Source organism: Mesorhizobium sp. M0018 (assembly GCF_040323955.1).
Taxonomy (GTDB): Bacteria; Pseudomonadota; Alphaproteobacteria; order Rhizobiales; family Rhizobiaceae; genus Mesorhizobium.
Map to the genome: position 1 here is coordinate 76,271 of NZ_JAMYVL010000004.1, position 24,331 is coordinate 100,601.

Below are 24,331 nucleotides of genomic sequence, written 5' to 3' on the forward strand. Positions count from 1 at the left end.
GAAGTCCTCAGCAGTTCTTAGGTCTGAGCTGTTCGCCGACCTCGTTGAGCACTCCGTCCTGTCTCGCCGTTCTGGACACGGTCCTGCCGGAGAACTCTTCTCCAAAAAACCGGCTGCGAAAACCGCCCGCCGGAGGTGCTGCGGCGAAGAGGCGCCTTCGACCTGTCAATCGGAGTGGTTGCGCAACAAGTCTATGGCTGGCCTCTGCTTCCAGTCCGGCCAGACACACTCCTAAAGGGATCCGACCATCGTTTCAGTATCGATACGGCCGGCAGGGCCTATTGCGTCGCAACGCCCGCGCGCGCCGCGCCGCGTTCAGGCGAGCAGGGCAGCGGAGTACCTCCTTCGCTTCTTGGCTGGCAGCGTCATTGCTGGCGACGATTAGCGGCAAGCCGCCCGTGATGACCAACCACGTCCAAATCGATTTCCCGTCGCAAAAAGCGCTCTGTTCGCTCTCGAACTCAGCCGCATGCCCTCGGTGTCGCACGCCACAGCGCCGAAGGCGTGATGAAGAACCCAGATACTTCCAATGGGGCGACCGGCCCGCTCGTCGTTCATCGCCGCGCTGTGGTCCTTAATCGCTACTGCTGCACGTTTGTATGTTGCAGCCGCGTTTGTAAACAGGAACGCCGTCACTGAGTTGCTACCCCGCAACAACCTCGGTTGGCTGCCAAGCACAAGAGGACGAGGAGTGCCGGGATCTCCATGACGAGTTTGAAGGTCGAGAGAGAGGCTCTCGACTGCCCGTCTCGGAGTACATCCCGATGGCGACTACCCCTCAGAAAATTACCCTTCTGTCCTCGCGAGACATTGCCTTCAAGAACGTGGAGTTCTCCATGTCCCAGGTCCGCGTCAAGGCTGACATCTGGATCGAGGACCTACCTGACCTCGTAGCCGAAGTGACGACCCACTCGCACCTCCTCGTGCGCAAGACGACCAGTGGTTGCATCGAGCGCCTTGCCGTCGAGATTCGCGCAGGGTCGGCCAGTCCCACTGAGCCACAGGCGCCCGAACCCGCAATTCTGGGCAAGGTGCTGGAGCGCTATCAGCGCATCGACTCGCGGGAGGATGCATGATGCCCCGACGCGACGCGTCCGAACTGGCCCACCGCCTGGGCCGACAGGCCGAAGCGGTTTGTCGCCACTATCTTTCGAACGGACATCGCGAGGGACGCTACTGGCTTGTTGGCGATGTCCGAAACACGCCGGGTCGCTCTATGTTCGTGCGGCTCGTCGGCTCGCAGAGCGGAAAGGGCGCAGCCGGCAAATGGACTGACGCGGCGACCGGGGAGCATGGCGATCTTCTCGATATCATCCGCGAAAGCCGCGGTTTGAGCGACTTCAGGGACGTTGCCCATGAGGCAATAACGTTTCTCGGCCTACCGCATCCCGGACCAGAGCAGACATCAATGCGGTCGAAGTTGCTGGCCGCGCCGTCGGAAATGTCGGAGAAAGCGCGTCGGCTGTTTGCGATGTCGCAGCCGATTGCGGGTACGGTCGTAGAGGCGTATCTGCACAACCGCAGTATTGCCGCTTTGCACGGGACCGGAAGCCTGCGTTTTCACCCGCGCTGCTACTACCGGCCCGACGAACAAGCGCCGACTGAGACCTGGCCGGCGATGATCGCTTCCGTTACCGATCTCGACGGCCATTTGACTGGCGTACATCGCACATGGCTTGATCCTTCCGGCAGGGGCAAGGCACCGGTCAGTACGCCGAGGCGCGCGATGGGCGATCTTCTCGGTCACGCGGTTCGCTTTGGCCTACCGGGCGACGTCATGGCGGGCGGCGAAGGCATCGAGACCGTCTTGTCGCTTCGGTGCATCCTGCCCGATATGGCCATGGCAGCGGCACTCTCGGCCGCCCATCTTGCTGCCATTCTGTTCCCCCTCACACTGAGACGGCTCTACATCGTGCGCGACGCCGATCCAGCCGGTAACGGCGCGCGTGACACCTTGATCGAAAGAGCGAATGCTGCCGGGATCGAGCCGGTCGTGCTCTCGCCGGCACTTGGGGACCTCAACGAAGATCTCTGTACGCTAGGCTTGGATGCCGTTCGAGCAGCAGTCCGTGTTCAGCTCGCCCCGCAGGACATCGCCCGTTTCATGGCAGTGGCGGGATAACTCGGAACGAACAGCCTGTCCGCTGTCGCTATCATCACTTGGATGCTCCTGAAGTCGGAGAGAACCGCGCCTGCGGGCCTTCGAGAGGGCGATCGGCCAGCAAACGACTCGGCCCCGCAATGTCTCCGGCCGACTATTTTCCGGCACGCTCCTCAAGGGAGCGCTTTCCATCGCGAAGCAAAATAGCCGGCCTTCACCCTCCTCCGCTGACACTCCGGCCCTTCGCTTCGCTGCGGGTGCAGGTCCGTCCCGTCCGCCGGCTTCCGTCGCCATGAAGGCCGCGAGGGTCGCGGTCCAACCGGCGGAGCATCCAATGAGCGAGCATGACGACTACGAACCACAGCACTCGTCTTCACCCATCGACCACGTCCTCACCGAACTCCAGCTCTATGGCTACCGTCCCTTCGTGGATGAGCCTGATCCTCGACCGCTTCCAGAGGGCCACTGCGTCGCCGGCGCGATCGCCGACATCTTCGACGCCCTCATCGTGGCACTGCAAGACACTCGCCTCGAGCCCGATCTCGACGATCTTCTGTGGTCGACCGTCAACATCTTTCACCGCGCCGCAGATCGGATCGAGCGCGAACTCGATCACAACGAGCAGGCGCAGCGCCGCAGCCAGCGTGAGCAGGACGGCAGCGAAGTGAAATCCGTCGAGCTGGAACGCCTGACGGCCGAAGGGCAGACGCTGATCGAACGCCAAAGCGCCTTCGAACTGATGCGTGATCAGGCCGCGGAGCACTACGAGCGCCACACCGGATCGAGTTGGCGACCGCGCAGCGGATCGATAGTCAACCATCGCAACATGACCTCTGCGCTGATCGACAGCCGCGATTTTCTCAGCGCCAAGAAACGCGCCTCGCAGGAAGTCCTTCTGCCACCTGGCCCGAAAATCGCCTTCACCGCTGGGCTCGACTTCAATGACCACCAGCTGATCTGGGCCAAGCTCGACCAGGTCCACGCCAGGCATCCCGACATGGTATTGATGCACGGGAAATCGCCGAAGGGTGGCGAAAAGATCGCCTCCTGTTGGGCAGACCATCGCAAGGTACCCCAAATCGGCTTTGCCCCTGAATGGACAAAGCATGCCAAAGCCGCCCCGTTCAAGCGCAATGATGCAATGCTGGAGGCGCTGCCGATAGGCGTCATCGTCTTTCCCGGGACCGGAATTCAGGACAATCTTGCAGACAAGGCAAAGAAGCTCGGTATCCCAGTCCTCGACTTCCGCCCCAAGGGAGGCGGCACGTAAGCGCTGCCCGCCCCTACCCTTTTTTCGATTGTGCGATACGGCCGCGATCGGGCAGCGGGTACTGTATTTGCAGCTCGCTGGAGTGCTTGGCCCGGGATGCCCGATCTCCGGCTTCCTGCGCCGCCCGTCTTTTTGCGATACTCAAGTCCGCGCCCTAGCAAAGGCGCGCGACGCCGTCACGCTTGCCGTCAACGTTCAGCTGCGTCGCAGCTGGCATCACAGCTGCGAATAACGACGCCCGTTCAACCGAACAGGGCCTGGATCTGGGCGAACTCACCGAACAACCGGCGTGGGCAGGATGCTTTTTTTGCCCGTCGCATTGTTAGCGTCGTCGCTGACACGGCATCGCGCGACGCACAGTTCGAATCCACCACGGGGTTCCGACCCGTTCTAAAGATAGCGCATATCCGGTGGTGCACGTCAGCCGTGACTTGAACCATCACGTGCGTGTCTTATGCGCGTTGCTGACAACAGCTTGCGACTTCGCGATGCCTGTACAGAGGAGCATCGACGCCGGTGACCATCGTAGCCAGGATTTCGCCAGCGACGGTATCGCCAGGTTCTCCGTTGATGTCTCTATCTGGTGGGCCGCTCCAAACGGCCTCTCTAATGGGCTGATCTGGCCGAAGGTCGGCTGCGCCTCGATCGCCTAAGCCGCAATGGCGCCAATCGACTTTCTTCCCCTGCCAGCTGCGCCGTCATTCCTCGCCAAACAACAAAGTCGCTTGGCTGCCATCCTCCGCTGGCGCTGCGGTCGCAAGCGATGCGGCGTCGATCGCCTGCGGCCCGCCGATCGCCATTGAGGCCGCAATGGTGCGGGCTCGAAACAGAGTTCAAGGAGAAAACTCATGGCGATAATCGGAAGCTTCAAGAGGACCGGCAACAACGAGTTCACCGGCGAAATCGTCACCCTCTCGCTCCAGGCCAAGAACGTCCGCATCGTCCCCGAGGCCAACCGCTCTGGCGACAACGCCCCCAGTCACCGTGTCTTCGTCGGGCGGGTCGAGATCGGCGCCGCCTGGTCCAAGCGCTCCAATGAAGGCCGCGACTTTCTCGGCCTGAAGCTGGACGATCCGAGCTTCACCGCTCCGATCTACGCCAACCTCTTCAACGATGAGCAAGGCGAAGACTACAGCCTCATCTGGTCCCGCCCCAACGGCCGCCGCAACGCGGAGTAAAGCCCCGACCAAGGCTCCGCCCGGACGAACAGGGCGGGGCCGTCCTCCTTTTCACGACAAGATGAGCGCAGTCGCTGCGCAACGAGCTCCGTCGGACTTCGGGGCGACTACCTGTCGTGTTCGCGACTGGAGACTTCATTCCTGCATGTCGCCTCGCCGATCATCGAAAATTCGAGGTGTTTCCCGCGTCAACTCACGGTGCCGATTTTCTGATCAACTCGCATGGGTCCACATTCAGCGCAGTTGCGATCCTCCCAAGAACACTGATGCTGGCCGAGACCCGAGCGCGCTCGATCGATCCGACGTAACGCATGCTCAGTCCAGAGCGGGCGGCCAGTTCCTCCTGCGTCACGTTCTGGTCATGGCGCAGGCGACGCATGTTGGCCGCCATGATCTCCTTGAGATTCATGGCGGATTAGGGACCAGAAAGGGAACTATCGTTCTAGGAATGATCGTTCCTATTCGCTATGATTGGTGCTCGATCTAAAGGACGGCTCCTTCGAGATCGCGATCGAAATATGAACGGTCAAATACCATGCTTAAACCGCTGCTCGATCCTGATGTCGCCGACATTGCGCCGGATGCCTCGGTCCTGACCGGCTATGACGAGGAGCGTCTGCTCACCTACATTCGCCTGCTTGACGCGGCGGCGGAAGATGCCGATTGGCGAGAGGTGGCCAGGATCGTCTTGCATATAGACCCGGAGCAGGAGCCGGAACGAGCGTTCCGGTCCTGGGAAACCCATCTTGCCCGCGCGCGATGGATAACGACCAGCGGCTACCGATATCTTCTCGCTGGCGGCGCTCCGCACTGACGCGGCCGGCGCTCCACTTTGCTGAGTCGGCATAATGGTTTGTCGACTCTCCAACTATTCAACTTCCTTATCCGCCGGGAATGTTGACGCCGACGCCTCACATCCGGGTACGCGGAGAGGACAGGAACAGTGCAAGGCGATTGGACCGATCCGGCGGCGTATGCACACATGTGCAGCTACCAGGCTACGGAATTCGCTGCCGAGTATCTGATCCGGAATGACGAATTCGTGGCAGAGTGCAGCCAGCTTGCATCGCAACTCGCTGGTTCTGGAGAACCTGCCGGTCAGCCCGATCTCGCCGCCCGTTGGGGCGCGCGATTTCAAAACTGCCGGTGCCGGACTTCCGAAAGCTGACAATATCATCTGGACGGAACAGGCCTCGCCGCGCGTGCTCCGGGTCATGCGGGTATCTACATCCCATCAAACAGTTCGACCTTCCAGCCTTGCCGGAGCCAGCGTTTGGCCGCAGGACGAAGGCCTTCACATTATTTGGTCTACCTTAATTGGGAAAAGTCATCTCGTCGCTGATGACCGCGCCGGTGAATTCAACGCTACCCTTCTGCCGCTCGACGCTGCATTCGAGACGCGGCTCGATGCAGCGCGCCGGTTCTGGCGCGCACTGAACGGCCGGGCAGGAAGTTCATCTTACGGCGCGCTGCCGCAACAGACCAAGACCAGGCATATCCTCAATTTGCGCGCACATGATGGTCACCGCATGGGTGCAACCTATCGTCAGCTCGCGGAGGTGCTGTTTTCGCAAGAGCCGATTGTGCCGCGAGATTGGCGTGATCATCATCTCCGCCACAAGGTCCGAGCTATCTTACGCCGTGCAGCTTTTTTAGTCGCCGGCGGCTATCGCGATCTTCTCTTCTATCCCCACAACCGCAGCGAAAAGTCCGGCCGCCGAAGTCCTTCTTCGGGATAGCAAAGGGGTAGCAAAAACGCGCCCCCCAATCTTTGCCCTCCCTCGCCTTTCCTCATTTCGATCATGGTCCACTTCGCGCGTCCCGGCAGGCCAGGACGACAGCAGAACCGAATGGAGATCGAGCGATGTCGAAGGGTCCCGCGGACGCGCCCCAAAAGTATTTGCGCACGAAGGAGGCAGCACCCATCGTCGGGCTCTGCGTCCGCACACTCGAAAAGCACCGGACCTACGGCACCGGCCCAAAATACCGGAAGGTCGGCGGGCGCGTTCTCTACGACATCAACGACCTGCACGCCTGGATAGAGCTGGGCGCACGCACCTCCACCAGCGATGCCAACGCGACCTATGTTCCGCCGGCAAAACCCCATGCAGCCCGCGCGCCCGCCTATGTCGGCCGGCGCGACCGCAGCTCCTGATCTGTGGCGCACCGAAAATGCAGTATCGCGAGACCGTTCAGCAGCAATTTGCGCTGTCTTATGTCCCCTCAACCGGCTTCCCTCCACGCGGCACGCGGGACGTCGTGGCGCGGCAGCTCGTCTTATTGGTGAAATCCCGCCGCCTGACACCGATCCACCCTCATGCGGGCGAAGAATCGACCTGCGTTGAGGCGGCAAGTGTGCACGGCATGGGAACGATTTGGAACGCTGCCATCCTGGTCTGGGCTGCGTCGCAAACCATCCACGCGCAAGCCAGGAGATTGCAACCGCGCCGCTTGGTAGCGGCGAAACAGCAGCAAATCCTGACCTTCATGTCGCCGCGTCAACGGCGGCACGTCCACAGCCGGATAGCCGCACGCGAGCAGCCGAGTCCATACACCGGCAAGCGTCGTAAAGCTTTCCTGCTGCGCCCCGGGATCGAGTCATGAGCAAACGCACAAAGATCATCGCCACCATGGTTGGCGGCGCAGTGCTCGCCGCGGCGCCGGCATGGATTAGCCATCCGCCGCTGTCCATCTGGAACGCATCGGCGAGCATCCCCGTCGGGCTCTATCGCGTCCAGCCGGCCGACAAAATCGGTATTGCCAATATCGCCGTCATCATGCCGCCCGAGCCATTGGCGGCCTTCATGGCAAGACGCGGCTATCTGCCGAAAAATGTGCCGCTCCTCAAGCATGTTTTGGCACTCGGGGGCGCAACCGTCTGTCGCCAAGGCACAATGATCATCGTCAACGGCAAGACGTATGGACATGCGCGCGAGCGTGACAGTCGTGGTCGATCCCTGCCCATCTGGCAGGGCTGCCGCGACGTTGCCGAGGCCGACGTCTTCCTTATGAACCCGGGTGCAGCCGACAGTTTTGACAGCCGCTATTTCGGCCCGCTCCCGCTCTCATCGATAGTTGGCCGCGCGGTTCCAGTCTGGACCACGGAGCGCACCACTCCGGTACTGGATATCACCAACGATCCCCTCGCTAGCGAGCCGTGAGGGCTCGGCTCGACGCGCACTAACACTCAGAAAGGAGCACTGCAATGACCCAGATCGGAACCTTCACGCGCAATGATGACGGCTTCTTCGGCAATCTCTCCACGCTAACAATCGAGGCGAAGATTGCCATCCTGCCTGCCGAGAAATCCAAAACCGAAAACGCGCCCGACCATCTGATCTATTGCGAAGGGATGGCGGTCGGTGCGGCTTGGGACCGCGCCGGAGACAAGGCTGGGGATTACCTCTCCGTCTCAATTGACGACCCGTCCTTTACGCAGCCGATCCGCGCCAAGCTGTTCCGGTCCGATGCAGAGAACAGCGTCTGGAGCCTGCACTGGAACCGATCATCGAAGCGCGACGGGCGAGGCTGAACAGATGCTTCTGGAGCCCTTCGACGAATCTTTCTCGCCAACCCTTTTGATCCATTGCGCGCCGGTCAAACCCTTCGACCCGACCGCCCGCGAGGCAGCCCAGAGGGGGCCGGACACTTGCTTGTGGCTGCGGACGCCGATTTCATCACAATTTTGGCAAAGCCGGTTCGATTGGCGAGCCCCTGCCCTTAACGGAAGCGAACACCGTCGCAGGCTGGCGGCGCATCGGTTCTGCGGTCTGCGGGACGCAGCCCACAGAGGCATGACGACGTTTGCCGCATGTGTGATGCTCGGCTTCGTGGCGCCCGAAACTGGTGCAGCGGCTTCCTCTGGTGGTGAACGGCCGGCGCACTCCGAGTCGACGATCTTGTCGGCTGGCCCGTGGTCGCGGCATATCCGGGAAGCGTCAAAACGCTTCGCCATTCCAGAGCAGTTGCTGCGCGGCGTCATGCATGTTGAGAGCGTCGGCGATGTTCGTGCGCTTTCAAGCAAGGGCGCAATGGGCTTGATGCAGATCATGCCGGCGACGTGGCAAGAACTGCGCATCAAATACCGTCTCGGTGACGATCCGTATCAACCGCGTGACAACATTCTTGCAGGTGCAGCATATCTTCGCGAAATGCTCGACAGCTTCGGGCGCAGCGGCTTTCTTGCCGCTTACAATGCCGGTCCTGGTCGGTACACGGAACATCTCTTAACCGGCCGTCCGCTGCCACGCGAGACGGTCGACTACGTCAGGAAACTTGCGCCGCTGCTCGATGGTGCAGTTCTCACTCCGCGGCGCGCGCGGCACGGAAGGGGCAGAGCCAGCTCACTCCGTGCAACGATCTTTCCGCATCCCCATGACATTCGGAACGCCGCTGCATCGGATGGCAATGGTTATGCCGAGACGATCTTTGCGGCGATTCATTCGTCTGCAATGCGGTCGCCAATGGGCAATCCTGTTGCGGACCTGACCGCGATCGAGCCACAGCCGGGTGAAACCGATTTCCAATCGAACCACGCTGGTTCCGGCCTATTCGCTCAGCCCTCTTTAGCCATATCGCAATGATCGCCACGTTCCTCCTCAATTGCATTCCGGCCTGTTCCGTCGCGGAAATTCCGGCGGAAGGGTTGGCTGTGGATGAGAACAGAGAGATTGGCAGGATAAAGGGCCGCGAGGTGCGGCTCGGTTCGGCCGATTGTTTTCCTTACAATTTTCGTCTCATTTCGCAATGTGCTGGCACAATCAGCGATGTGCGCTATTCCCAATTTTTCAGTGTTTCAATGGAAACCGCACCTCGTGGCCGTCTAGCATGAAGCGTGACGATAGCTTTCGCGTCCGCCCTGGTCGCATCCGCTCCCGCGCCGGCCAGCGCGCACGACCCTTCATCTTCCAGGCTCTTGCGGCCACACAGCGCGCCGGCGGTCACCTTACACGCCAGGGTCGGATCACCTCCCCGCGAGCTTCAACGTTTGGCCGCGGCAGGTCAGCGAGCATCCGCGCCAGTCGCCTCATCTCTGACCGGTCACGCGGCGCCGTCGTCAAGACCCGTGTGGTACGGCAGTTCAGAGGGTCTGGGCCACTCGCCACCCATCTCAAATATCTTCGCCGCGAAGGTGTTACACGTGATGGTGAGAAGGCGAGGATGTTCGGTCCCGACACCAAAGATGCAGATCATGACGCCTTCTGCGACCGCTGCAAGGATGATCGGCATCACTTCCGTTTCATCGTTTCGCCAGACGATGCAATGGAGCTCGGCGACCTCAAGAACTTCGCTTGTGACCTGATGGCCGACATGGCGCGCGACCTCGGCACGAGGCTCGACTGGATAGCCGTCGATCACTGGAACACCGAACATCCGCACGTTCACATCCTCGTTCGCGGCGTTGCCGACGATGGCGAGAGCCTTGTCATCTCGCGGGACTACATCCGCCAGGGCATGCGCGATCGGGCGAGCGACATTCTCACCCAGACGCTTGGGCTCCGCATGGACCTCGACATCCGCCGGGCCATCGAGCGCCAGGTCGACACTGAGCGCTGGACGCAGCTCGATCGCCAGCTTGTTCGTGACGCCGACCGTCATGGTATCATTGATCTCGCGCCACATCCTGATCGCCGGCCCGACGAGTTCCTGGGGCTCAAAGTCGGCCGGCTGCGGCAACTGGAAAGCCTGGGCCTCGCGAACGAGATCCGTCCCGGCCAGTGGATAGTGGTCGAACAGGCCGAGCCCACTTTGCGCGCCCTCGGTGAACGCGGCGACATCATCAAGCGCATGCACCGCAGCCTCACTGTGCATGGGCTAGAAAAAGGGACGGCCGACTATGTGCTAGCCGCCGAAAGGATTGATGCGCCCGTGATCGGCCGACTGCTCGAACGCGGTCTTTATGACGAACGGCGCGGCGCGGCCTATGCCATCGTCGATGGCATTGATGGACGCACGCACCACATTCGCTTCGATGACCCTGATGCGGCCGGAGACTCCGACCCGGGCTCGGTCGTGGAGTTGTGCCGCGATGCGAGTGCAAATGGCGGTGGCCGGGTCACGCTCGCGGTCCGCTCCGACCTGTCAATCGAACAGCAGGTCCATGCTTCCGGCGCGACTTGGCTCGATCGCCAACTCGTTGCACGCGAGCCTGCCGAATTCGGTGACGGCGGCTTTGGTAGGGACGTAAGACAGGCACTGCAAGATCGGGTCGACCACCTTGTCAGCCGCGATCTGGCCAAGCGCGAGGGACAGCGCGTCATTCTTGTGCGCAATCTGATCGATACTTTACACGATCATGAGGTGGAATCGCTCGGTGCCCGCCTCGCCGCCCAGACGGGCCTCTCGTTCTCGAAGGCTGCCAACGGCGATCATGTGGCTGGGATTTACCGGCGGCGTTTCTCGCTGGCTTCAGGCCGGCTCGCGATGATCGACAATGGACTCGAATTCAAGCTCGTGCCCTGGTCGCCGTCGCTCGAAAAGCGATTGGGTAATCAAGTCATCGGGGTCGTGTGCTCGGATATGGGGGGCGTGGATTGGAACCTGGGAAAGAAGCGCGGCATCGGGCTATGAAGGTTCCAGGCGTATGCTCTATCCTGATGCTGGGAAGCCAGCACGGTCGCACATTCTATTTGTACCTGCACAGTGAAGCGCCGATTGCCTCGCAAAAAACAGGGACTTTGCGCATCCTCGATTCAGTCTGGCGCCGGCAATCGCGGCACTGGCGCTGTTTGCCTTCGTCTATCACTGGAATAGCTATGTCTGGCCGCTGACCGTTCTACAGGGCAATGCACACGAATATCCGATCGTCATCGGCCTTAGTCGCCTGCTCAGCTACAACAGAGGCGCTCTAAACACGGGACTGGTGATGGCTGGCGCCACGCTTGCCGTGCTCCCGCCACTGGTGCTCTTCGTCTTGCTGCAGCGCTTCTTTGTGGATTCGATCGTCGGCTCGGCGGTCAGGGGATAATGAACCAGCGCGGCGCTCTGTGCTAAGGTGTACACCGATCAACACAGGACACCGCTATGGCCGCTAGCACCACTATGACAATTCGCGTCAGTCCCGATGTAAAGGAAAAGCTCGACCGGATCGCAAACCGACACCCGGCGTAGCAAGTCATTCCTCGCAGGTGAAGCCGTCGCAGCGTAAGTCGATCGCGAGCTTGAAATCATTGAAGGTATCAAGCGCGGCCTTGCTGATGTCGAAGCTGGGCGCATCGTGTCCCATGATAGGGCTATGGCAGAAATTGTATGCCGCGATTGATGCCGGCACGGGCCGCAAGGTGTGACGCGAGCCGTTCAGTGGTCTCGCGGTGAGCTGGACGACATCAAGGAACAGATCGCCTATATTTCGCAGGATAATCCGCGCGCTGCGCGCCTGGCAGCAGACCGGATTCTGGACGCAGGGGCCGCGCTTGGGGAAATGGCAACCGGGCGGCCCGGCCGTGTATCCGGCACCTATGAAAAGCCTATGAGTCGCCTGCCCTACATCATCGCTTATGCCGTGACCGCCAAGGGCGGCCGAGAAAGCATTTCAATTTTGCGGGTGATCCACGCAGCGCGCGATTGGCAGGACGAGGAATGGCCGAACTGAACGAAATCTCGCGACGAAGGGGCTTTAATCGCGAGCGGATTTGCTGCCAACAATTTTGACAGCAAGCTGCCGGGTATTGCTCCCGAGTTTAACCGGAGACCTGGGTGGGAGCATATACGTCGAGCACGTTCTGAGTTTCGTCCGTTCGCAATGAGTTATGGCTGCTAACGATCTGGCAAGAACCACGATTCAGTCCGCGGTCAGCACGACCTTGACACTCTGTGAACGGTCGGCGGCAAGTCGGAAGGCATCGGTAGCGCAAGAAAGCGTGCGCTCCGCTGTCATCAGCTTCAGGACGTCCACCTCCCCCGACACGATGAGATCGACCGCCCGGCCGAACTCCGTGCCGAAGCGGAATGTGCCTTTGAGGTCGATCTCCTTGGCCATTACTGCATTGGCAGGCAGCGGGATGTGGCCACCGGGAAGATTGCCGACCTGGACCACCGTGCCGCCGCGCCGGACACTGGCGATCGCCGCGGCAAGGCCGGCGGCAGTGCCTGAAATCTCGAACGCGACATCAAGCGAATCCCCGGCAGCAAGCGCCTGGAGTTCGGCGTCGCCGCCGGAAAGGTCGATCGTCCTGTCGGCGCCAAGCCGGCGGGCGAAGGCGAGCGGCGCGGCGGCGATATCGACGACGGTCAGTTCAGCGCAGCCGGCAAGCCTGGCCGCGAGCATGGTCAAGAGACCGATGGGGCCGGCACCGAACAGGACGACGTTGCGGCCCCTGACGTCGCCCACCCGCGCGACGGCGTGCAGACTGACCGCCAACGGCTCGGCAAGTGCGGCCGCCTGGTAGGCCACGTCAGATGGAACCTTGAAACATTGCGCGGGCGTGGCGTCGAACAGACTGGCGAATCCGCCCTGCATATGCGGCGTCTTCGATGCCGAGCCCATGAAATAGATGTTCTCGCAGAGATTGGCGCGGCCTTCCAGGCATCGCGCGCAACGCCCGCACCAGCGCGACGGATTGACCGCGACATGGTCGCCGATGCCGAGGCCGGGCGCGGCGCCGTTGATCTCGACGATTTCGCCTGAGATTTCGTGGCCGAGGACAAGCGGCGAAGTGACGACGAAGTCGCCGGTACGGGCATGGCGGAAATAATGCAGGTCGGAGCCGCAGATGCCCCCTGCCCCAAAGCGCACCCGCACCATACCTGGTGCCAGCGGTTCAAGCGGACGCTCCACGACGCGCAGGTCCTGCGGGCCGAACAGCGTCGCGGCAATCGCCTGGCCACTCACCGGATCAAGCCCATCTCGGTCGGCAGCCAAAGCGTGATGGCGGGTATGAAGGTGATCAGAAGCAGCGCCACGATAAGCGGCACCAGCCACGGCAGGATCGCCATGGTGGTGCGCTCAACCGAGAGCTTGGCAACGCGCGACAACACAAAGAGCACCATGCCGAGCGGCGGGTGCAAAAGCCCGATCATCAGGTTGAGCGTCATGATCAGCCCGAAATGCACAGGGTTGATGCCGTAGACGGCGGCGACCGGCAGCAGGATCGGCACGAGAATCGTGATCGCGGCGATCGTATCGAGGAAGCAGCCGACCACCAGCATCAGGATGTTGACCAGGATCAGGAAGACCCACTTGTTTTCGGTGAGCGCGAAAATGAAGTTCGAGAACAGCTGTGCTGCCTGGCTGACGGTGAGCAGCCAGGCGAAGATCGATGCGGCGGTGACGATGAAAAGCACCGAGGCGGTCGTCTCGATCGTGTCAAAGCTGGCCTTGGCAAGCAAACGCAGCGTCATCGTGCGGTAGCGCACCAGCCCGAGGAAAAGCGACCAGATCACAGCCGCCATCGCCGCCTCGGTCGGCGTGAACCAGCCCATCGTCATGCCGCCGATCAGGATAACCGGCGTCATCAGCGCCATGACCGCGGAGAAATCGAAATACCAGTCCGCCACGATCAGCACCAGCAGCGCTATGCCGACCGCGATATTGATCGACAGGCCAAGCTGCACCAGCACATAGCAGCCAATCGGAAAGGCAGCCACCACCAGCACCTCGCCCGCAGCTTCGGCCAGCCGCCGAAGCTCGAAGGATGTGTCGGAGCCCCAGCCGCGCCTGTGGGCGAAGATGGCGACCGTGATCATCATCAGCACGGTCATGACCACGCCGGGCAGGATGCCGGCCATGAACAGCGCGCCAATCGAGACATTGGCCATCATGCCGTAGATGACGAAGGGCAGCGAGGGCGGAAAGATCGGCCCGAGCGTGGCGGAAGCGGCGGTAACCCCGACCGCGGCGTCGATAGGATAGCCGTGGTCCTTCATCGCCTTGATCTCGATGGTGCCGATGCCGGCGGCGTCGGCGAGAGCGGTGCCCGACATGCCGGAAAAGATCACCGATCCGATGATGTTGACCTGCGCCAGGCCGCCTTTCATCCAGCCGACCAGGGCAAGGGCGAAGGAATAGATGCGCCCGGTCACGCCGGCGATGTTCATGAGGTTGCCGGCCAGGATGAAGAACGGAACGGCGAGCAGCGGAAAGCTCTCCACCCCGGCGATCATGCGCTGGGCCGCGATGATATCGGGCGCGACGCCGTAGATGACGAGGTAAAGGATCGACGCGGCCGCCATCGAAACGGCGACCGGCACGCCGATGAGCATCAGGACAAGAAAGCCCCCGACCAGAAGCAGCATCGCTCAGACCCCCGCCGTCTCGAACGCGCCAGGACGCTCGAGCACCGAATAGCCGCGCCTGTAATTGCCGATGAAGACCTGGATCGAGCGCAGTAGCATCAGCACGAACCCGGCCAGTACGGCGTAGAAAAACCAGCGCCGCGGCAGGTTGACGGTGACCATGCGCTCATGCGCCACGATCGTGACGTAGCGCCACATCAGCCAGGACCCGTAGCCGAAGAATGCAATGCGGATAACATCGACGGCGAGCGCCAGCCAGCGGCCGACGCGCTCCGGCAGATAGTGGTAAAGCACGTCGACATGGATATGGCGCGAAAGGCGCACGCACATGGCGGCGCCCAGAAAAACGACGACGACGAGCGCGTTGATGGCGATCTCCTCGGTCCACGCAAGGCTGTTGTTCAGCGCATAGCGGGTGAAAAACTGCAGGAAGACACACACGACCATGCCCCAGAATACGGCAAGCGTGATCCAGTCCTCGATGCCGTGGTCCGACAGGTCGACGTGTACCGGCACCTCCTCGAAGGCGTGCGCGATCTCTCCGACGGTGATCTCGATGTGGTGTTCCTCGGCCATCGGCGCGGGCTCCCGAAGCTGGTGGGTCGTCAAGGATTGAAAAGGCCGTCCGGCGCAATTTGGAGCCGGACCGAAGAGCAGGTTAAAGCAGCAAATCCGATTGCCGCTCTATCCTCTTGATTAAGCATTCGATTTGCCGATGGCCTACTTGATGGCGCGGATCGCTTCCCAATCGGCCTTGTTGTAGCCGAACTCCTCGAAGGTGACCTTCTCCAGCACATTCTTCTCGAAGTCGGCACGGTCGACATCGGTTACGCTGATGCCGCGGTCCTTGAATACCTGCACCAGTTCCTTTTCGCGGGCGACGATCTTTGCCGTGGCGCGGGCGGCAGCCTCCTGCATCACCTCGGTGAAGATCTTCTTGTCTTCGTCGGAAAGCGAGGCCCAGCGCGACGCCGATATGATGGTGTTGAGATGATCGACGATATGGCCAGTGAGCACGATGTTCTTCTGCACCTCGTAGAATTTCTTCGCCTCGATGGTGGTCAGCGGATTCTCCTGGGCCTCGACCGTGCCGTTCTGCAGGGCCAGATACACCTCGGCGAAGGCAATCGGCGCGGTGTTGGCGCCGCAGGCACGCGGCATGGCCAGATAGGCCGGCACGTCGGGAACCCGCATCTTCAGGCCCTGCATGTCGGAGCACTTGGCGATCGGACGGTTCGAGGTGGTCTGCCGCGTCCCGTAATAGGTGGTGGCGGCGATGTGATTGCCGGTCTTGTCCTCATAGCCCTTGGTCAGGGCCTTGTAGACGTCGCTCTTGGTGTATTTCAGCAAATGGTCGGCATCGCGGAAAGTGTATGGGAAATAGGTGACGCCGATCGGTGGATATTCGCGCGCCGCGAAGCTCGATCCGGAAATGATGATATCGACGGTACCGAGCATCAGGCCCTGGTTGATGTCTGCTTCCTTGCCAAGCTGCGAGGCCGGATAGACGTCGATGGCGTAGCGGCCCTGGGTGCGCTTCTTGATTTCGTCGGCCGCCCACACGGATTCGGTGTGGAAGGGCTCCGTCGTCTCGTAGACATGCGCCCATTTCAGGACCGTTTCCGCCGAGGCCGACGCCATGGGTATGGCAATTGCGGCGATCGCACCGAGCAGAACTGCGTATTTTCTCAGCATCTAATTCCTCCCTGGTTGAACTTGACGGCCGGATCTCCCCCCGGCCAACTGCTATTCCGCAACCTCCTTGGCCGCGGCTCTCTCATCGAAATTGCGTGAGAATCTGATTTGCGACTGGCGCAGATGCTGTTGCATGGCGGCCTTGGCCCGCTCGGGGTCGCGCGCGGCAATTGCATCGCGCACAGCACGATGTTCCTTTGCCGCGACCTGCCAGGAATCGCTGGTCTCGAAATGGATCGACAGGCGTTCGAAGTACGGGTTCATGCGCTGGTCGAAAAGCTCGCCGATGAAGCGCACCAGCACCGCGTTCTCGAGAATGCCGGCGACAGCGGTGTGAAATTCCCGGTCGAGCGCAATGGTCATCTTGTTGGGGTGACGCATGGCCTCCATCCGTCGCAGCACGTCGTCGAGCCGTTCGATATCTGCAGGCCGGACATGGAGGGCCGCTTCGGCGGCGATCGCGCCTTCGACAAATTCGCGCGCGCGCAACAGCTCGAACGGGCCTTCCTCGACTTCGGGTTCGGAGGCGGCGGCGCTCGGCGGATCGGTGACGTAGATACCCGAGCCGACGCGGATGCGTATGCGGCCTTCGACCTCCAGCGCTATCAGCGCTTCACGGACTGTCGGGCGGGAAATTCCGAGCTGGTCGGCCAGATCCCGCTCGGTCGGCAGGCGGTCGCCGACGGAAAACTCGCCGGCATCGATCAGCTGCCTGAGCTGATCGGCGACCTGTCGGTAAAGCCGGCGTGGTTCAACGGCCTGGATCGGCATGTGCGTTTAGTTCCCTCCCGGGCCAACCCTGGTACATTGGTCTGACCCATTGACCGCAGCTTAGACAGAGGACGCGGAGAGTCAAGCTCGATGGAACCGCGGCCCGCACAACCGGAACGCGGCGGCATTGCGCAAGCATTCCATGCGTCAGCGCCGTCCCCCGCGAATGACCAGGACGTTCCCGGCGGCGACGAGGGCGAGCCCGGCAACCGCGTAAGCGGTCCAGGCATAGCCTTCCAGCGCCGTGGAGATCAAAAGCGCAAAGACGGGAAATATGACGGTCGCATAGCCGGCGCGGGCGCCGCCAATGCGTCCGAGCAGCGTCAGGTAGGCGGCGAAAGCGACGACGGTCGATATGACGGCGAGGAAGACCAGCGAGCCAATATAAGAGGCGGTCGTCGCGAACACGAACGGCTCACCAAGCAGGAAGGCCAGGAACGTCGACCACAGAGTGCCATAAAGCATGCCCCAGGCGCTCGTTGAAACGAGCGGCAGGCCGCGGCGCTGGTTTGCGACGGAGACGAGATTGCCGGCGCAGAAGCTCAGCGTGCCACAGAGGCACAGAAGAAGGCCTACCAACGTGCCGCCGGAAAGCCCGTTGGCGGCGATTTCGGGAAAGAACATCAGCGCTATGCCGGCGAAGCCGATGAGGCCGCCGGCGAGAATGCGCGGCGCCGGGCGCTCGCCGACGACCAAGGCAGCGAGCAGCATGTTGATGACCGAGGCGAGCGAGAAGACGACCGAGAGCAAGCCGCTGACGAGATAGCCGGCGCCGTAATAGAAAAACAGGAAGTTCGACGAGAAGATGAGGATGCCGAGCACAGCAAAGCGCAAATGATCGGTGATCGGAAAGCGGAGCCGCCGACCGGAAAAGCCCGCCCAGGCAAACATCAGCAGCGTGGCGATGGCGAAGCGCCAGACCAGATTGACCTCGTTCGACACGCCGCTGCCGACCTGAAGTTCGATCGCGAACCACGATGCGCTCCAGGCAATGACCGTCAGCGCGTAAAGCCCGTAGTCGACCGGTTCGAAGGGGCGGTCGTGCGTCGTCAAGCGCATTTCCACGCTAGCCGGTTCCGCGGCGCCGTTTGGTTCTCTTGTTACTGACATGCTGGCCAAGACTCTTCCGCTCACAAGACGCTTACGGAGCGATTGTCCTCCTTCGCCGCTTCTGAACCCAGAAGACGAGACCGACCAACAACAGGGCCGGGATGGTAAACCAATAGCGCGATGGCCGTTCCGCAGGGACTAGCACCTGGTTGATCTCGTCGCCGGGCTGCAGGCCGAATTTGGCCGCCTGACTGCCCAGTCGCACCACGCCGACCGTCACGCTATCGCCAAGCGCACTGACGTCCAGGCCCGCAGCCTTCAGGCGTTCGGCCGATGAATTTGCAGGCCCGAGCTGCAGCCGAACCAGCTTCGATATCTCATCGCCGTTGAGGTTCAGTGTCGTCAGGCGCAAGCGAACCGCGCCTCCCTCGGCCGTCTCGTCGACGATACGGCTGAGTTCGGTGGCGGGTACTGCCCGATACGGTTCACTCATCTGATCGAGCAACAATCCCGGCCTGAACAAGATGAAACAGGCCACAAGCAACGCAATCGTCTCGTACCAGCGGTTGCGCACGAGCATCCAATTCTGCGTCGCTGCTACAAACGAGACCATGGCCAGCGTCGATGTCACCACCATCGCGACGAAATCGAACGGACCTTCGAGATCGATCATCAGCAGTCCGGTGTTGAAGATGAAGATGAACGGCAGCAGGCCGGTACGGATCTCGTACTTGAAGCCCTGAATGCCGGTCTTCACCGGATCGGCGCCGGAAATTGCCGCAGCTGCATAAGCCGCCAGGCCCACTGGCGGCGTCACGTCCGCCATCAGCCCGAAATAGAAAACGAACATGTGGACGGCGACCAGCGGCACGGCAAGATCGTTCTGCGCCGCCAAATCGACGATGACCGGCGCCATCAAGGTGGCGACGACGACATAGCTTGCAGTGGTCGGCATGCCCATGCCGAGAATGATGCAGATCACCGCGGTGAACAAAAGCATGACGATGAAGCTGCCGCCCGAGATGAATTCGACCAGCTCGGTCATTACCAGCCCGATGCCCGTGAGCAGAACCGTGCCGACGATGATGCCGGCCGTCGCAGTGGCAATGCCGACCGTCGTCATGTTGCGTGCGGCGGCGGACAGACCACCGACCAGATCGTCGAAACCGTGAAGCCAATGCTGCGCCAGCGCGCGGTCCTTGCGGAAAAAGGCGGTGAGCGGCCGCTGCGTGACGATCAGCGCCATAAGGGCGACAGCGCCCCAGAATGCCGACAGGCCGGGCGACAACTCCTCCACCATCAGGCACCAGATCAGCAGGATCACAGGCAGCAGAAAATGCAGGCCGGTGCGTGCCGTCTCGCCGAAGTGGGGAATCCTGACGATCTCGCCCTCCAGATCCTCCAGCGGCAGGTCGGGATAACGCGCCCGGTAGGCGACAAGGCCGATGTAAACGGCGATCAGCGCGGCAGTGATCATCCAGGTCGCGGCCGTGCCGAAAACGATCTTCGTCCAGCCAATGCCGTAATAGACAAGCCCTGCGAGGATGATGAAACCGCATACGCCCATCAGCCCGCGCAGCGCGCCCTGAAATGCGGAGTGCGTGCTGCGTGACGGCAGGCCCTTCATCCCGGTCTTCATCGCCTCGATATCGACGATGTAGAACAACGAGCCGTAGGTCAGCAGCGCCGGATAGAAGGCGTGCTTGACCACCTCGGCATAGGAAATGCCGACATATTCCGCGATCAAGAACGCGGCGGCGCCCATCACCGGAGGCATCAGCTGACCATTGACGCCGGCCGCGCATTCGATGGCGCCCGCCTTCACCGCAGAATATCCGACCCGGCGCATCAGCGGGATGGTGAAGGTTCCGGTGGTCACGACATTAGCGATCGACGACCCGGAAATCATGCCGGTCAGGCCGGAAGCCACGACACCGGCCTTGGCCGGACCGCCGCGGTATCTGCCGAGCAGCGAGAAGGCAAGCTGGATGAAAAAGCCGCCGGCGCCGGCGCGCTCCAGCAATGTTCCGAACAGAACGAACATGAAGACGACGTTGGTGGACACACCGAGGGCAACACCGAAGACCCCCTCCGACGTCAGCCACATCTGCGAGGCTGCGCGCGATAACGTCGCGCCCTTATGGCCGAGCAGGCCAGGTAGGTGAGGCCCGGCAAAGATATAGATCAGCATGCTCGCCGCGATGACGGTGATGGCAGGCCCGACGGCGCGACGGGCGGCCTCGAGCAGGATGAGGACGCCGGCGATCGAGACGACCAGGTCAGCCGTAGTAGGAAGACCCGGCCGATGGGCGATATCGCTGTAAAAGACCAACAGATAGAGGGCGGACGCCGCCCCGGCGATGCCTAGCACCCAGTCGGACAGCGGCACCCGGCTGCGCGACGAGGTCTTGAAGGCCGGAAACGTCAGCATCGCCAGAAACAGGGCGAAGGCCAGATGGATGGAGCGGGCGATGCCGTCGCTGACGACACCAAAATTGAGCATGAACGGAAGGGGCGAGGCATACCAGAGCTGGAACAGCGACCATGCCAGCGATACGCCGAGGATCAGCTTCGCGGTGCGGCCGGTCGGCTTGCGCCCACCGGTGTCGGCCTCGGCGACGATCTCGCTAAGCTTGTCAATGTCGATAACGGGTTGGTCAGGCCCTGCCGCCCGCTGGCTTTGATCTGTCATCGTTCCCCACAATTATTTGCAATGCGAGGCGCCTGTGGCGCCTCGCATTGAAGGCCTAGAGCCACCCCTTCTCCTTGTAATAGCGCTCCGCGCCCGGATGCATTGGCGCCGACAGACCGGTCTTGATCATCTCCTTGGGATCGAGATTGGCGAAAGCCGGATGCAGTTTCTTGAAGTCGTCGAAATTTTCGAAGACCGACTTCACCAGTTCGTAGACCACCTCATCGGGCGTGCTGGCATTCGTCACCACGGTCGCGCGGACGCCGAATGTCGTCACGTCGTCCGGATTGTTGGCGTACATGCCGCCCTTGATGGTGGCGACTGAATAGTACGGATGAGCTGCCAGCAGCGCGTCCACTGCCGGACCGGTCAGCGCGATGAGTTTGGCACCACAGGCCGTGGTCGGATCCTGGATCGCCGCGGAAGGATGACCAACGCCATAGAAGAAACCGTCGATCTTGTTGTCGCACAGCGCGCTGCCCTGCTCGTCCGCCTTCAGCTCCGCGGCAAGCGAGAAATCGCCGAGCGTCCAGCCCATCTGCTTGAGCAACTCCTCCATGGACGAGCGGGTGCCTGACCCGGGATTGCCGACGTTGAAGCGTTTGCCTTTGAAGTCCTCGAATTTGGTGACGCCGGCGTCTGGCCGCGCCAGCACGGTAAACGGCTCGGGATGGACAGAGAACACGGCCCGCAGATCCTTGAACGGCTTGCCGTCGAAATTTCCGGTCCCCTCATAGGCCTGGTACTGAACGTCCGATTGGGTCAAGCCGAAATCGAGGTCGCCCGTCTGGATGGAGTTGACGTTGAAGACCGAACCGCCGGTCGACTCCGTCGAGCATCGGATGCCGGTTTTCTGCCGGTCCTTGTTCATCAGTCGGCAAATGGCGCCGCCGACGGCGTAGTAGACGCCGGTGACCCCGCCGGTGCCGACCGTGACGAAGCGCTGCTCGGCTCCGACGGATGGCAGCGCCAGCAGCATGCAGGCCGCCGCGCCGATCAGGGTTTTCATTGAACTGTACATGGTTGCTACCTCTCTGGTGGGTGTCCCGGCCCGTCGCCGATGACGCGTTGGAACTGGTTGAGGCGGTCCGCGTCGTGCGGCTCAGGCCGCTGAAGCGATCGCAGCGTCGATCGCCTCACCGAGCCGTTCGACGATCCGATCGATATCCTGTTTGGAAATGATGAATGGCGGCGCCACAAGCACATGAACGCCCCGCACACCATCAATCGTCCCGGCCATCGGATAAATCATCAGGCCGCGGGCCATTGCTTCGCGCTTGATGCGGGCGTTGAGTTCAAGCCTCTGGTCGAATGGTTCCTTGCTGGCGCGATCAACCACCAGCTCGATTCCCCTGAATAGACCCCGCCCGCGAATGTCGCCGACGTGATGGTGGTTATCGAAGCGTTGGTGCAGGCGTTCGTCCAGCTGCGCGCCCATTGCGCTGACGTTGTCGAGCAAACCGTCACGCCGGATGACCTCCTGCACGGCAAGGCCGGCCGCCGCTGCCATTGGATGGCCCATATAGGTATGTCCATGCTGGAAGAAGCCCGAGCCTTGGGCAAAGGCATCGAATATATGCCGGCCGAGCAGCACCGCGCCAATCGGCTGGTAGCCACCGCCGAGTCCCTTGGCGATGGTCAGCAGGTCGGGAGCGATGCCGTCCTGCTCGCACGCATGCAGCGTGCCGGTACGGCCCATGCCGCACATCACCTCGTCGAGAATGAGCAGCACGCCGTAGCGGTCGCAAATCGCGCGAATGTGCTTGAAGTAGTCCGCGACCGGCGGCACCGCGCCGAGCGTGGCACCCACCACCGGCTCGGCGACAAAGGCGATGACCTCGTCCGGGCCGAGTTCGAGGATCTTGTCTTCGAGCTGCTGGGCGGCGCGCGCCGCATAGGCTTCGTCGCTTTCGCCATGCTTTTGATAGCGATAGGCGTAACAGGGGTCGATATGGTGGGTCTCGATCAGCAACGGCCTGAACTGGGCGCGCCGCCATTCGTTGCCGCCGGTGGCGAGAGCGCCGAGCGTATTGCCGTGATAGCTCTGCCGGCGTGCGATGAGATGGCGCCGTTGCGGCTCGCCTTTCTCGACAAAATATTGCCTGGCCATCTTGAGCGCGGCCTCGACCGCCTCCGAGCCGCCGCTGACCAGATAGACGTGGTCCAACCCTTTCGGCGCGTCCTCGACCAGCCGGTCCGCCAAGCGCTCCGCCACCTCGGTGGTGAAGAAGCTGGTATGGGCGTAGGCGATGCGGTCAAGCTGGGCGTGCAGCGCGGCAATCACGTCGGGATGGCCGTGGCCGAGACAGGACACGGCCGCGCCGCCCGATGCGTCGATGTAGGACTTGCCCTCTGCGTCGAACAGTTCGATGCCTTGGCCGCGAACGGCGACCGGCAGCGTCGAGTGGATGGTTCGATGAAGAATGTGTGTCATCGACGGTCCCTCAGGGGCATTTTCTTCGGCGCACGCTGGTTCAGGTGGGTCTTGAGGGCGGCGCCCTGCTCATCGAAGCGTCGCAGCGATTCAACGGCGCCCTCGCCTGCCTGTCCTGCGACAAGAGCACCGAGGATCTCAGCAACGATGAAAGCTGGCGTCATGGTGTGGAAAAAGGACGGGCTGCCGGTCGGCACGACGACCAGGTGATCGGCAAGCAGCGCCAAGGGGGCTACCCCGCTGTCGGTGATCGCAATGACCGGTACGCCGCGGCCGGCAGCATACTCGACAAGCTCGATGGTGAAGCGCGTGTAGGGCAGGACGCTGGCGGCGATCAGCACGTCGTCCTTGGTCGCATGGGCCAGAGCGTCGCCATCGGTTCCGCCGATGCCGTGCAACAGCACCGACTTCTCGCCGATCAGCGACAGGATGTAATGCAGATGCCAGGCCACCGCATGGCTCGAGCGCAGGCCGAGGCAATAGACGCGCCTTGCCGCACTCAGCGCCCTGGCCGTCTCGACCAGACGGTGGATCGACCTGCTTTCGGCGAGATGGGCAAGCTGGCTGGAAATCGAATCCAGAATATCGGCCGCCAGCGCGTGGTCGCCCTTGAGCTTTTGGCTGGCCACCTGAAGGCCCGCCTTGCCGGCGAAACCGATTTCGCCGTCCCGGATCGCGGCGGCGTAGATATCGCGTACCGCCTCGTAGCCATCAAGGCCGAGATGCTGGGCCAGCCGCGTCATCGTCGCCGGCTGCACTCCTGCGTGCCGGGCCTGCTCGCGCATGGACAACAGCGCGACATCATACGGCTTGTCAAGGACATAGCGCGCAGCGGACCGAAGCTGCGCCGACATGCCGTCGAAGGCAGTGACGATCTGTCCAGCAAGCTCTCCCTGGTCCATGGATA

Annotated in this window: 26 protein-coding genes and 1 pseudogene; 16 read left to right on the forward strand and 11 right to left on the reverse strand. The window is 61.9% G+C overall.

Annotated features, from left to right (window positions below):
- The first annotated feature begins 764 nt into the window (after window positions 1–764).
- The 4 genes from NKJ81_RS06995 to NKJ81_RS07010 all read left to right on the forward strand — a co-directional run bounded on the left by NKJ81_RS06995 (window position 765) and on the right by NKJ81_RS07010 (window position 4,549).
- Entirely contained in the window at window positions 765–1,076 is a 312-nt protein-coding gene (locus NKJ81_RS06995; RefSeq protein WP_352502583.1) for a hypothetical protein, read from the forward strand.
- Window positions 1,076–2,122, forward strand: coding sequence for a DUF7146 domain-containing protein (locus NKJ81_RS07000; protein ID WP_352540154.1), 1,047 nt, complete (start codon window positions 1,076–1,078; stop codon window positions 2,120–2,122). Before NKJ81_RS06995 ends, NKJ81_RS07000 begins: the two co-directional genes overlap by 1 nt.
- A 313-nt stretch (window positions 2,123–2,435) precedes the next feature.
- The gene (locus NKJ81_RS07005; protein ID WP_352470543.1) at window positions 2,436–3,371 is read left to right on the forward strand and encodes an SLOG family protein; all 936 of its coding nucleotides are present in this window, start codon (window positions 2,436–2,438) and stop codon (window positions 3,369–3,371) included.
- A gap of 848 nt (window positions 3,372–4,219) precedes the next feature.
- Window positions 4,220–4,549: a DUF736 domain-containing protein gene (locus NKJ81_RS07010; RefSeq protein WP_352470544.1), complete on the forward strand. Its 330-nt coding sequence runs from the start codon at window positions 4,220–4,222 to the stop codon at window positions 4,547–4,549.
- Window positions 4,550–4,742: 193 nt separating this feature from the next.
- Here NKJ81_RS07010 and NKJ81_RS07015 read toward each other — a convergent pair whose 3' ends face one another.
- Window positions 4,743–4,958 carry a helix-turn-helix domain-containing protein gene (locus NKJ81_RS07015; protein ID WP_023674290.1) on the reverse strand — a complete coding sequence of 72 codons (216 nt, stop codon included), beginning with the start codon at window positions 4,956–4,958 and terminating at the stop codon, window positions 4,743–4,745.
- Between the two features lie 126 nt (window positions 4,959–5,084).
- On the opposite strand from NKJ81_RS07015, the gene NKJ81_RS07020 reads away from it, so the two are divergent.
- From NKJ81_RS07020 to NKJ81_RS07075, 12 genes and pseudogenes are all read left to right on the forward strand, one after another.
- The gene (locus tag NKJ81_RS07020) at window positions 5,085–5,363 is read left to right on the forward strand and encodes a DNA -binding domain-containing protein (RefSeq protein WP_352470545.1); all 279 of its coding nucleotides are present in this window, start codon (window positions 5,085–5,087) and stop codon (window positions 5,361–5,363) included.
- Between the two features lie 168 nt (window positions 5,364–5,531).
- On the forward strand, window positions 5,532–5,717 hold the full coding sequence (locus NKJ81_RS07025; RefSeq protein WP_352452199.1) for a transcriptional regulator domain-containing protein: 186 nt from the start codon (window positions 5,532–5,534) through the stop codon (window positions 5,715–5,717).
- Window positions 5,718–5,763: 46 nt separating this feature from the next.
- Window positions 5,764–6,288 (forward strand): DUF2285 domain-containing protein, encoded by a 525-nt coding sequence (locus NKJ81_RS07030; protein WP_352470697.1) that lies wholly within the window; start codon window positions 5,764–5,766, stop codon window positions 6,286–6,288.
- Between the two features lie 125 nt (window positions 6,289–6,413).
- The gene (locus NKJ81_RS07035) at window positions 6,414–6,704 is read left to right on the forward strand and encodes a helix-turn-helix transcriptional regulator (RefSeq protein ID WP_352502580.1); all 291 of its coding nucleotides are present in this window, start codon (window positions 6,414–6,416) and stop codon (window positions 6,702–6,704) included.
- A gap of 17 nt (window positions 6,705–6,721) precedes the next feature.
- Window positions 6,722–7,153, forward strand: coding sequence for a replication initiator protein A (locus tag NKJ81_RS07040; RefSeq protein WP_352470547.1), 432 nt, complete (start codon window positions 6,722–6,724; stop codon window positions 7,151–7,153).
- Window positions 7,150–7,710: a S26 family signal peptidase gene (locus NKJ81_RS07045; protein WP_352470548.1), complete on the forward strand. Its 561-nt coding sequence runs from the start codon at window positions 7,150–7,152 to the stop codon at window positions 7,708–7,710. The genes NKJ81_RS07040 and NKJ81_RS07045 overlap by 4 nt, the downstream gene beginning before the upstream one ends.
- Before the next feature lie 44 nt (window positions 7,711–7,754).
- The gene (locus tag NKJ81_RS07050; protein ID WP_023674284.1) at window positions 7,755–8,081 is read left to right on the forward strand and encodes a DUF736 domain-containing protein; all 327 of its coding nucleotides are present in this window, start codon (window positions 7,755–7,757) and stop codon (window positions 8,079–8,081) included.
- Between the two features lie 4 nt (window positions 8,082–8,085).
- On the forward strand, window positions 8,086–9,132 hold the full coding sequence (locus NKJ81_RS07055) for a lytic transglycosylase domain-containing protein (RefSeq protein ID WP_352540077.1): 1,047 nt from the start codon (window positions 8,086–8,088) through the stop codon (window positions 9,130–9,132).
- Entirely contained in the window at window positions 9,129–9,380 is a 252-nt protein-coding gene (locus NKJ81_RS07060; protein WP_352470551.1) for a hypothetical protein, read from the forward strand. Before NKJ81_RS07055 ends, NKJ81_RS07060 begins: the two co-directional genes overlap by 4 nt.
- Complete coding sequence (locus NKJ81_RS07065) at window positions 9,377–11,119, forward strand: relaxase/mobilization nuclease domain-containing protein (protein ID WP_352540078.1); 1,743 nt, start codon at window positions 9,377–9,379, stop codon at window positions 11,117–11,119. The genes NKJ81_RS07060 and NKJ81_RS07065 overlap by 4 nt, the downstream gene beginning before the upstream one ends.
- Before the next feature lie 453 nt (window positions 11,120–11,572).
- Window positions 11,573–11,810, forward strand: a pseudogene (locus tag NKJ81_RS07070) (CopG family ribbon-helix-helix protein).
- 21 nt (window positions 11,811–11,831) lie between these two features.
- Entirely contained in the window at window positions 11,832–12,140 is a 309-nt protein-coding gene (locus tag NKJ81_RS07075; protein ID WP_352470553.1) for a type II toxin-antitoxin system RelE/ParE family toxin, read from the forward strand.
- A 189-nt stretch (window positions 12,141–12,329) separates the two neighbouring features.
- On the opposite strand, the gene NKJ81_RS07080 is transcribed toward NKJ81_RS07075, so the two are convergent.
- From NKJ81_RS07080 to NKJ81_RS07125, 10 genes are all read right to left on the reverse strand, one after another.
- The gene (locus NKJ81_RS07080; RefSeq protein WP_352470554.1) at window positions 12,330–13,379 is read right to left on the reverse strand and encodes an L-idonate 5-dehydrogenase; all 1,050 of its coding nucleotides are present in this window, start codon (window positions 13,377–13,379) and stop codon (window positions 12,330–12,332) included.
- Entirely contained in the window at window positions 13,376–14,782 is a 1,407-nt protein-coding gene (locus tag NKJ81_RS07085; RefSeq protein ID WP_352540079.1) for a TRAP transporter large permease, read from the reverse strand. The genes NKJ81_RS07080 and NKJ81_RS07085 overlap by 4 nt, the downstream gene beginning before the upstream one ends.
- A 3-nt stretch (window positions 14,783–14,785) precedes the next feature.
- Window positions 14,786–15,358 carry a TRAP transporter small permease gene (locus tag NKJ81_RS07090; protein ID WP_352470555.1) on the reverse strand — a complete coding sequence of 191 codons (573 nt, stop codon included), beginning with the start codon at window positions 15,356–15,358 and terminating at the stop codon, window positions 14,786–14,788.
- Between the two features lie 144 nt (window positions 15,359–15,502).
- Window positions 15,503–16,477: a sialic acid TRAP transporter substrate-binding protein SiaP gene (locus tag NKJ81_RS07095; RefSeq protein ID WP_023717039.1), complete on the reverse strand. Its 975-nt coding sequence runs from the start codon at window positions 16,475–16,477 to the stop codon at window positions 15,503–15,505.
- A gap of 51 nt (window positions 16,478–16,528) precedes the next feature.
- Complete coding sequence (locus NKJ81_RS07100) at window positions 16,529–17,248, reverse strand: FadR/GntR family transcriptional regulator (protein WP_352470556.1); 720 nt, start codon at window positions 17,246–17,248, stop codon at window positions 16,529–16,531.
- Between the two features lie 147 nt (window positions 17,249–17,395).
- Window positions 17,396–18,307 carry a DMT family transporter gene (locus tag NKJ81_RS07105; protein ID WP_352502598.1) on the reverse strand — a complete coding sequence of 304 codons (912 nt, stop codon included), beginning with the start codon at window positions 18,305–18,307 and terminating at the stop codon, window positions 17,396–17,398.
- A gap of 82 nt (window positions 18,308–18,389) precedes the next feature.
- On the reverse strand, window positions 18,390–20,990 hold the full coding sequence (locus NKJ81_RS07110; RefSeq protein WP_352540080.1) for a TRAP transporter permease: 2,601 nt from the start codon (window positions 20,988–20,990) through the stop codon (window positions 18,390–18,392).
- Between the two features lie 55 nt (window positions 20,991–21,045).
- Entirely contained in the window at window positions 21,046–21,999 is a 954-nt protein-coding gene (locus tag NKJ81_RS07115; RefSeq protein ID WP_352502597.1) for a TAXI family TRAP transporter solute-binding subunit, read from the reverse strand.
- Window positions 22,000–22,092: 93 nt separating this feature from the next.
- Window positions 22,093–23,424, reverse strand: coding sequence for an aspartate aminotransferase family protein (locus NKJ81_RS07120; RefSeq protein WP_352470559.1), 1,332 nt, complete (start codon window positions 23,422–23,424; stop codon window positions 22,093–22,095).
- Window positions 23,421–24,326 (reverse strand): MurR/RpiR family transcriptional regulator, encoded by a 906-nt coding sequence (locus tag NKJ81_RS07125; RefSeq protein WP_352470560.1) that lies wholly within the window; start codon window positions 24,324–24,326, stop codon window positions 23,421–23,423. The genes NKJ81_RS07120 and NKJ81_RS07125 overlap by 4 nt, the downstream gene beginning before the upstream one ends.
- Window positions 24,327–24,331 lie beyond the last annotated feature (5 nt).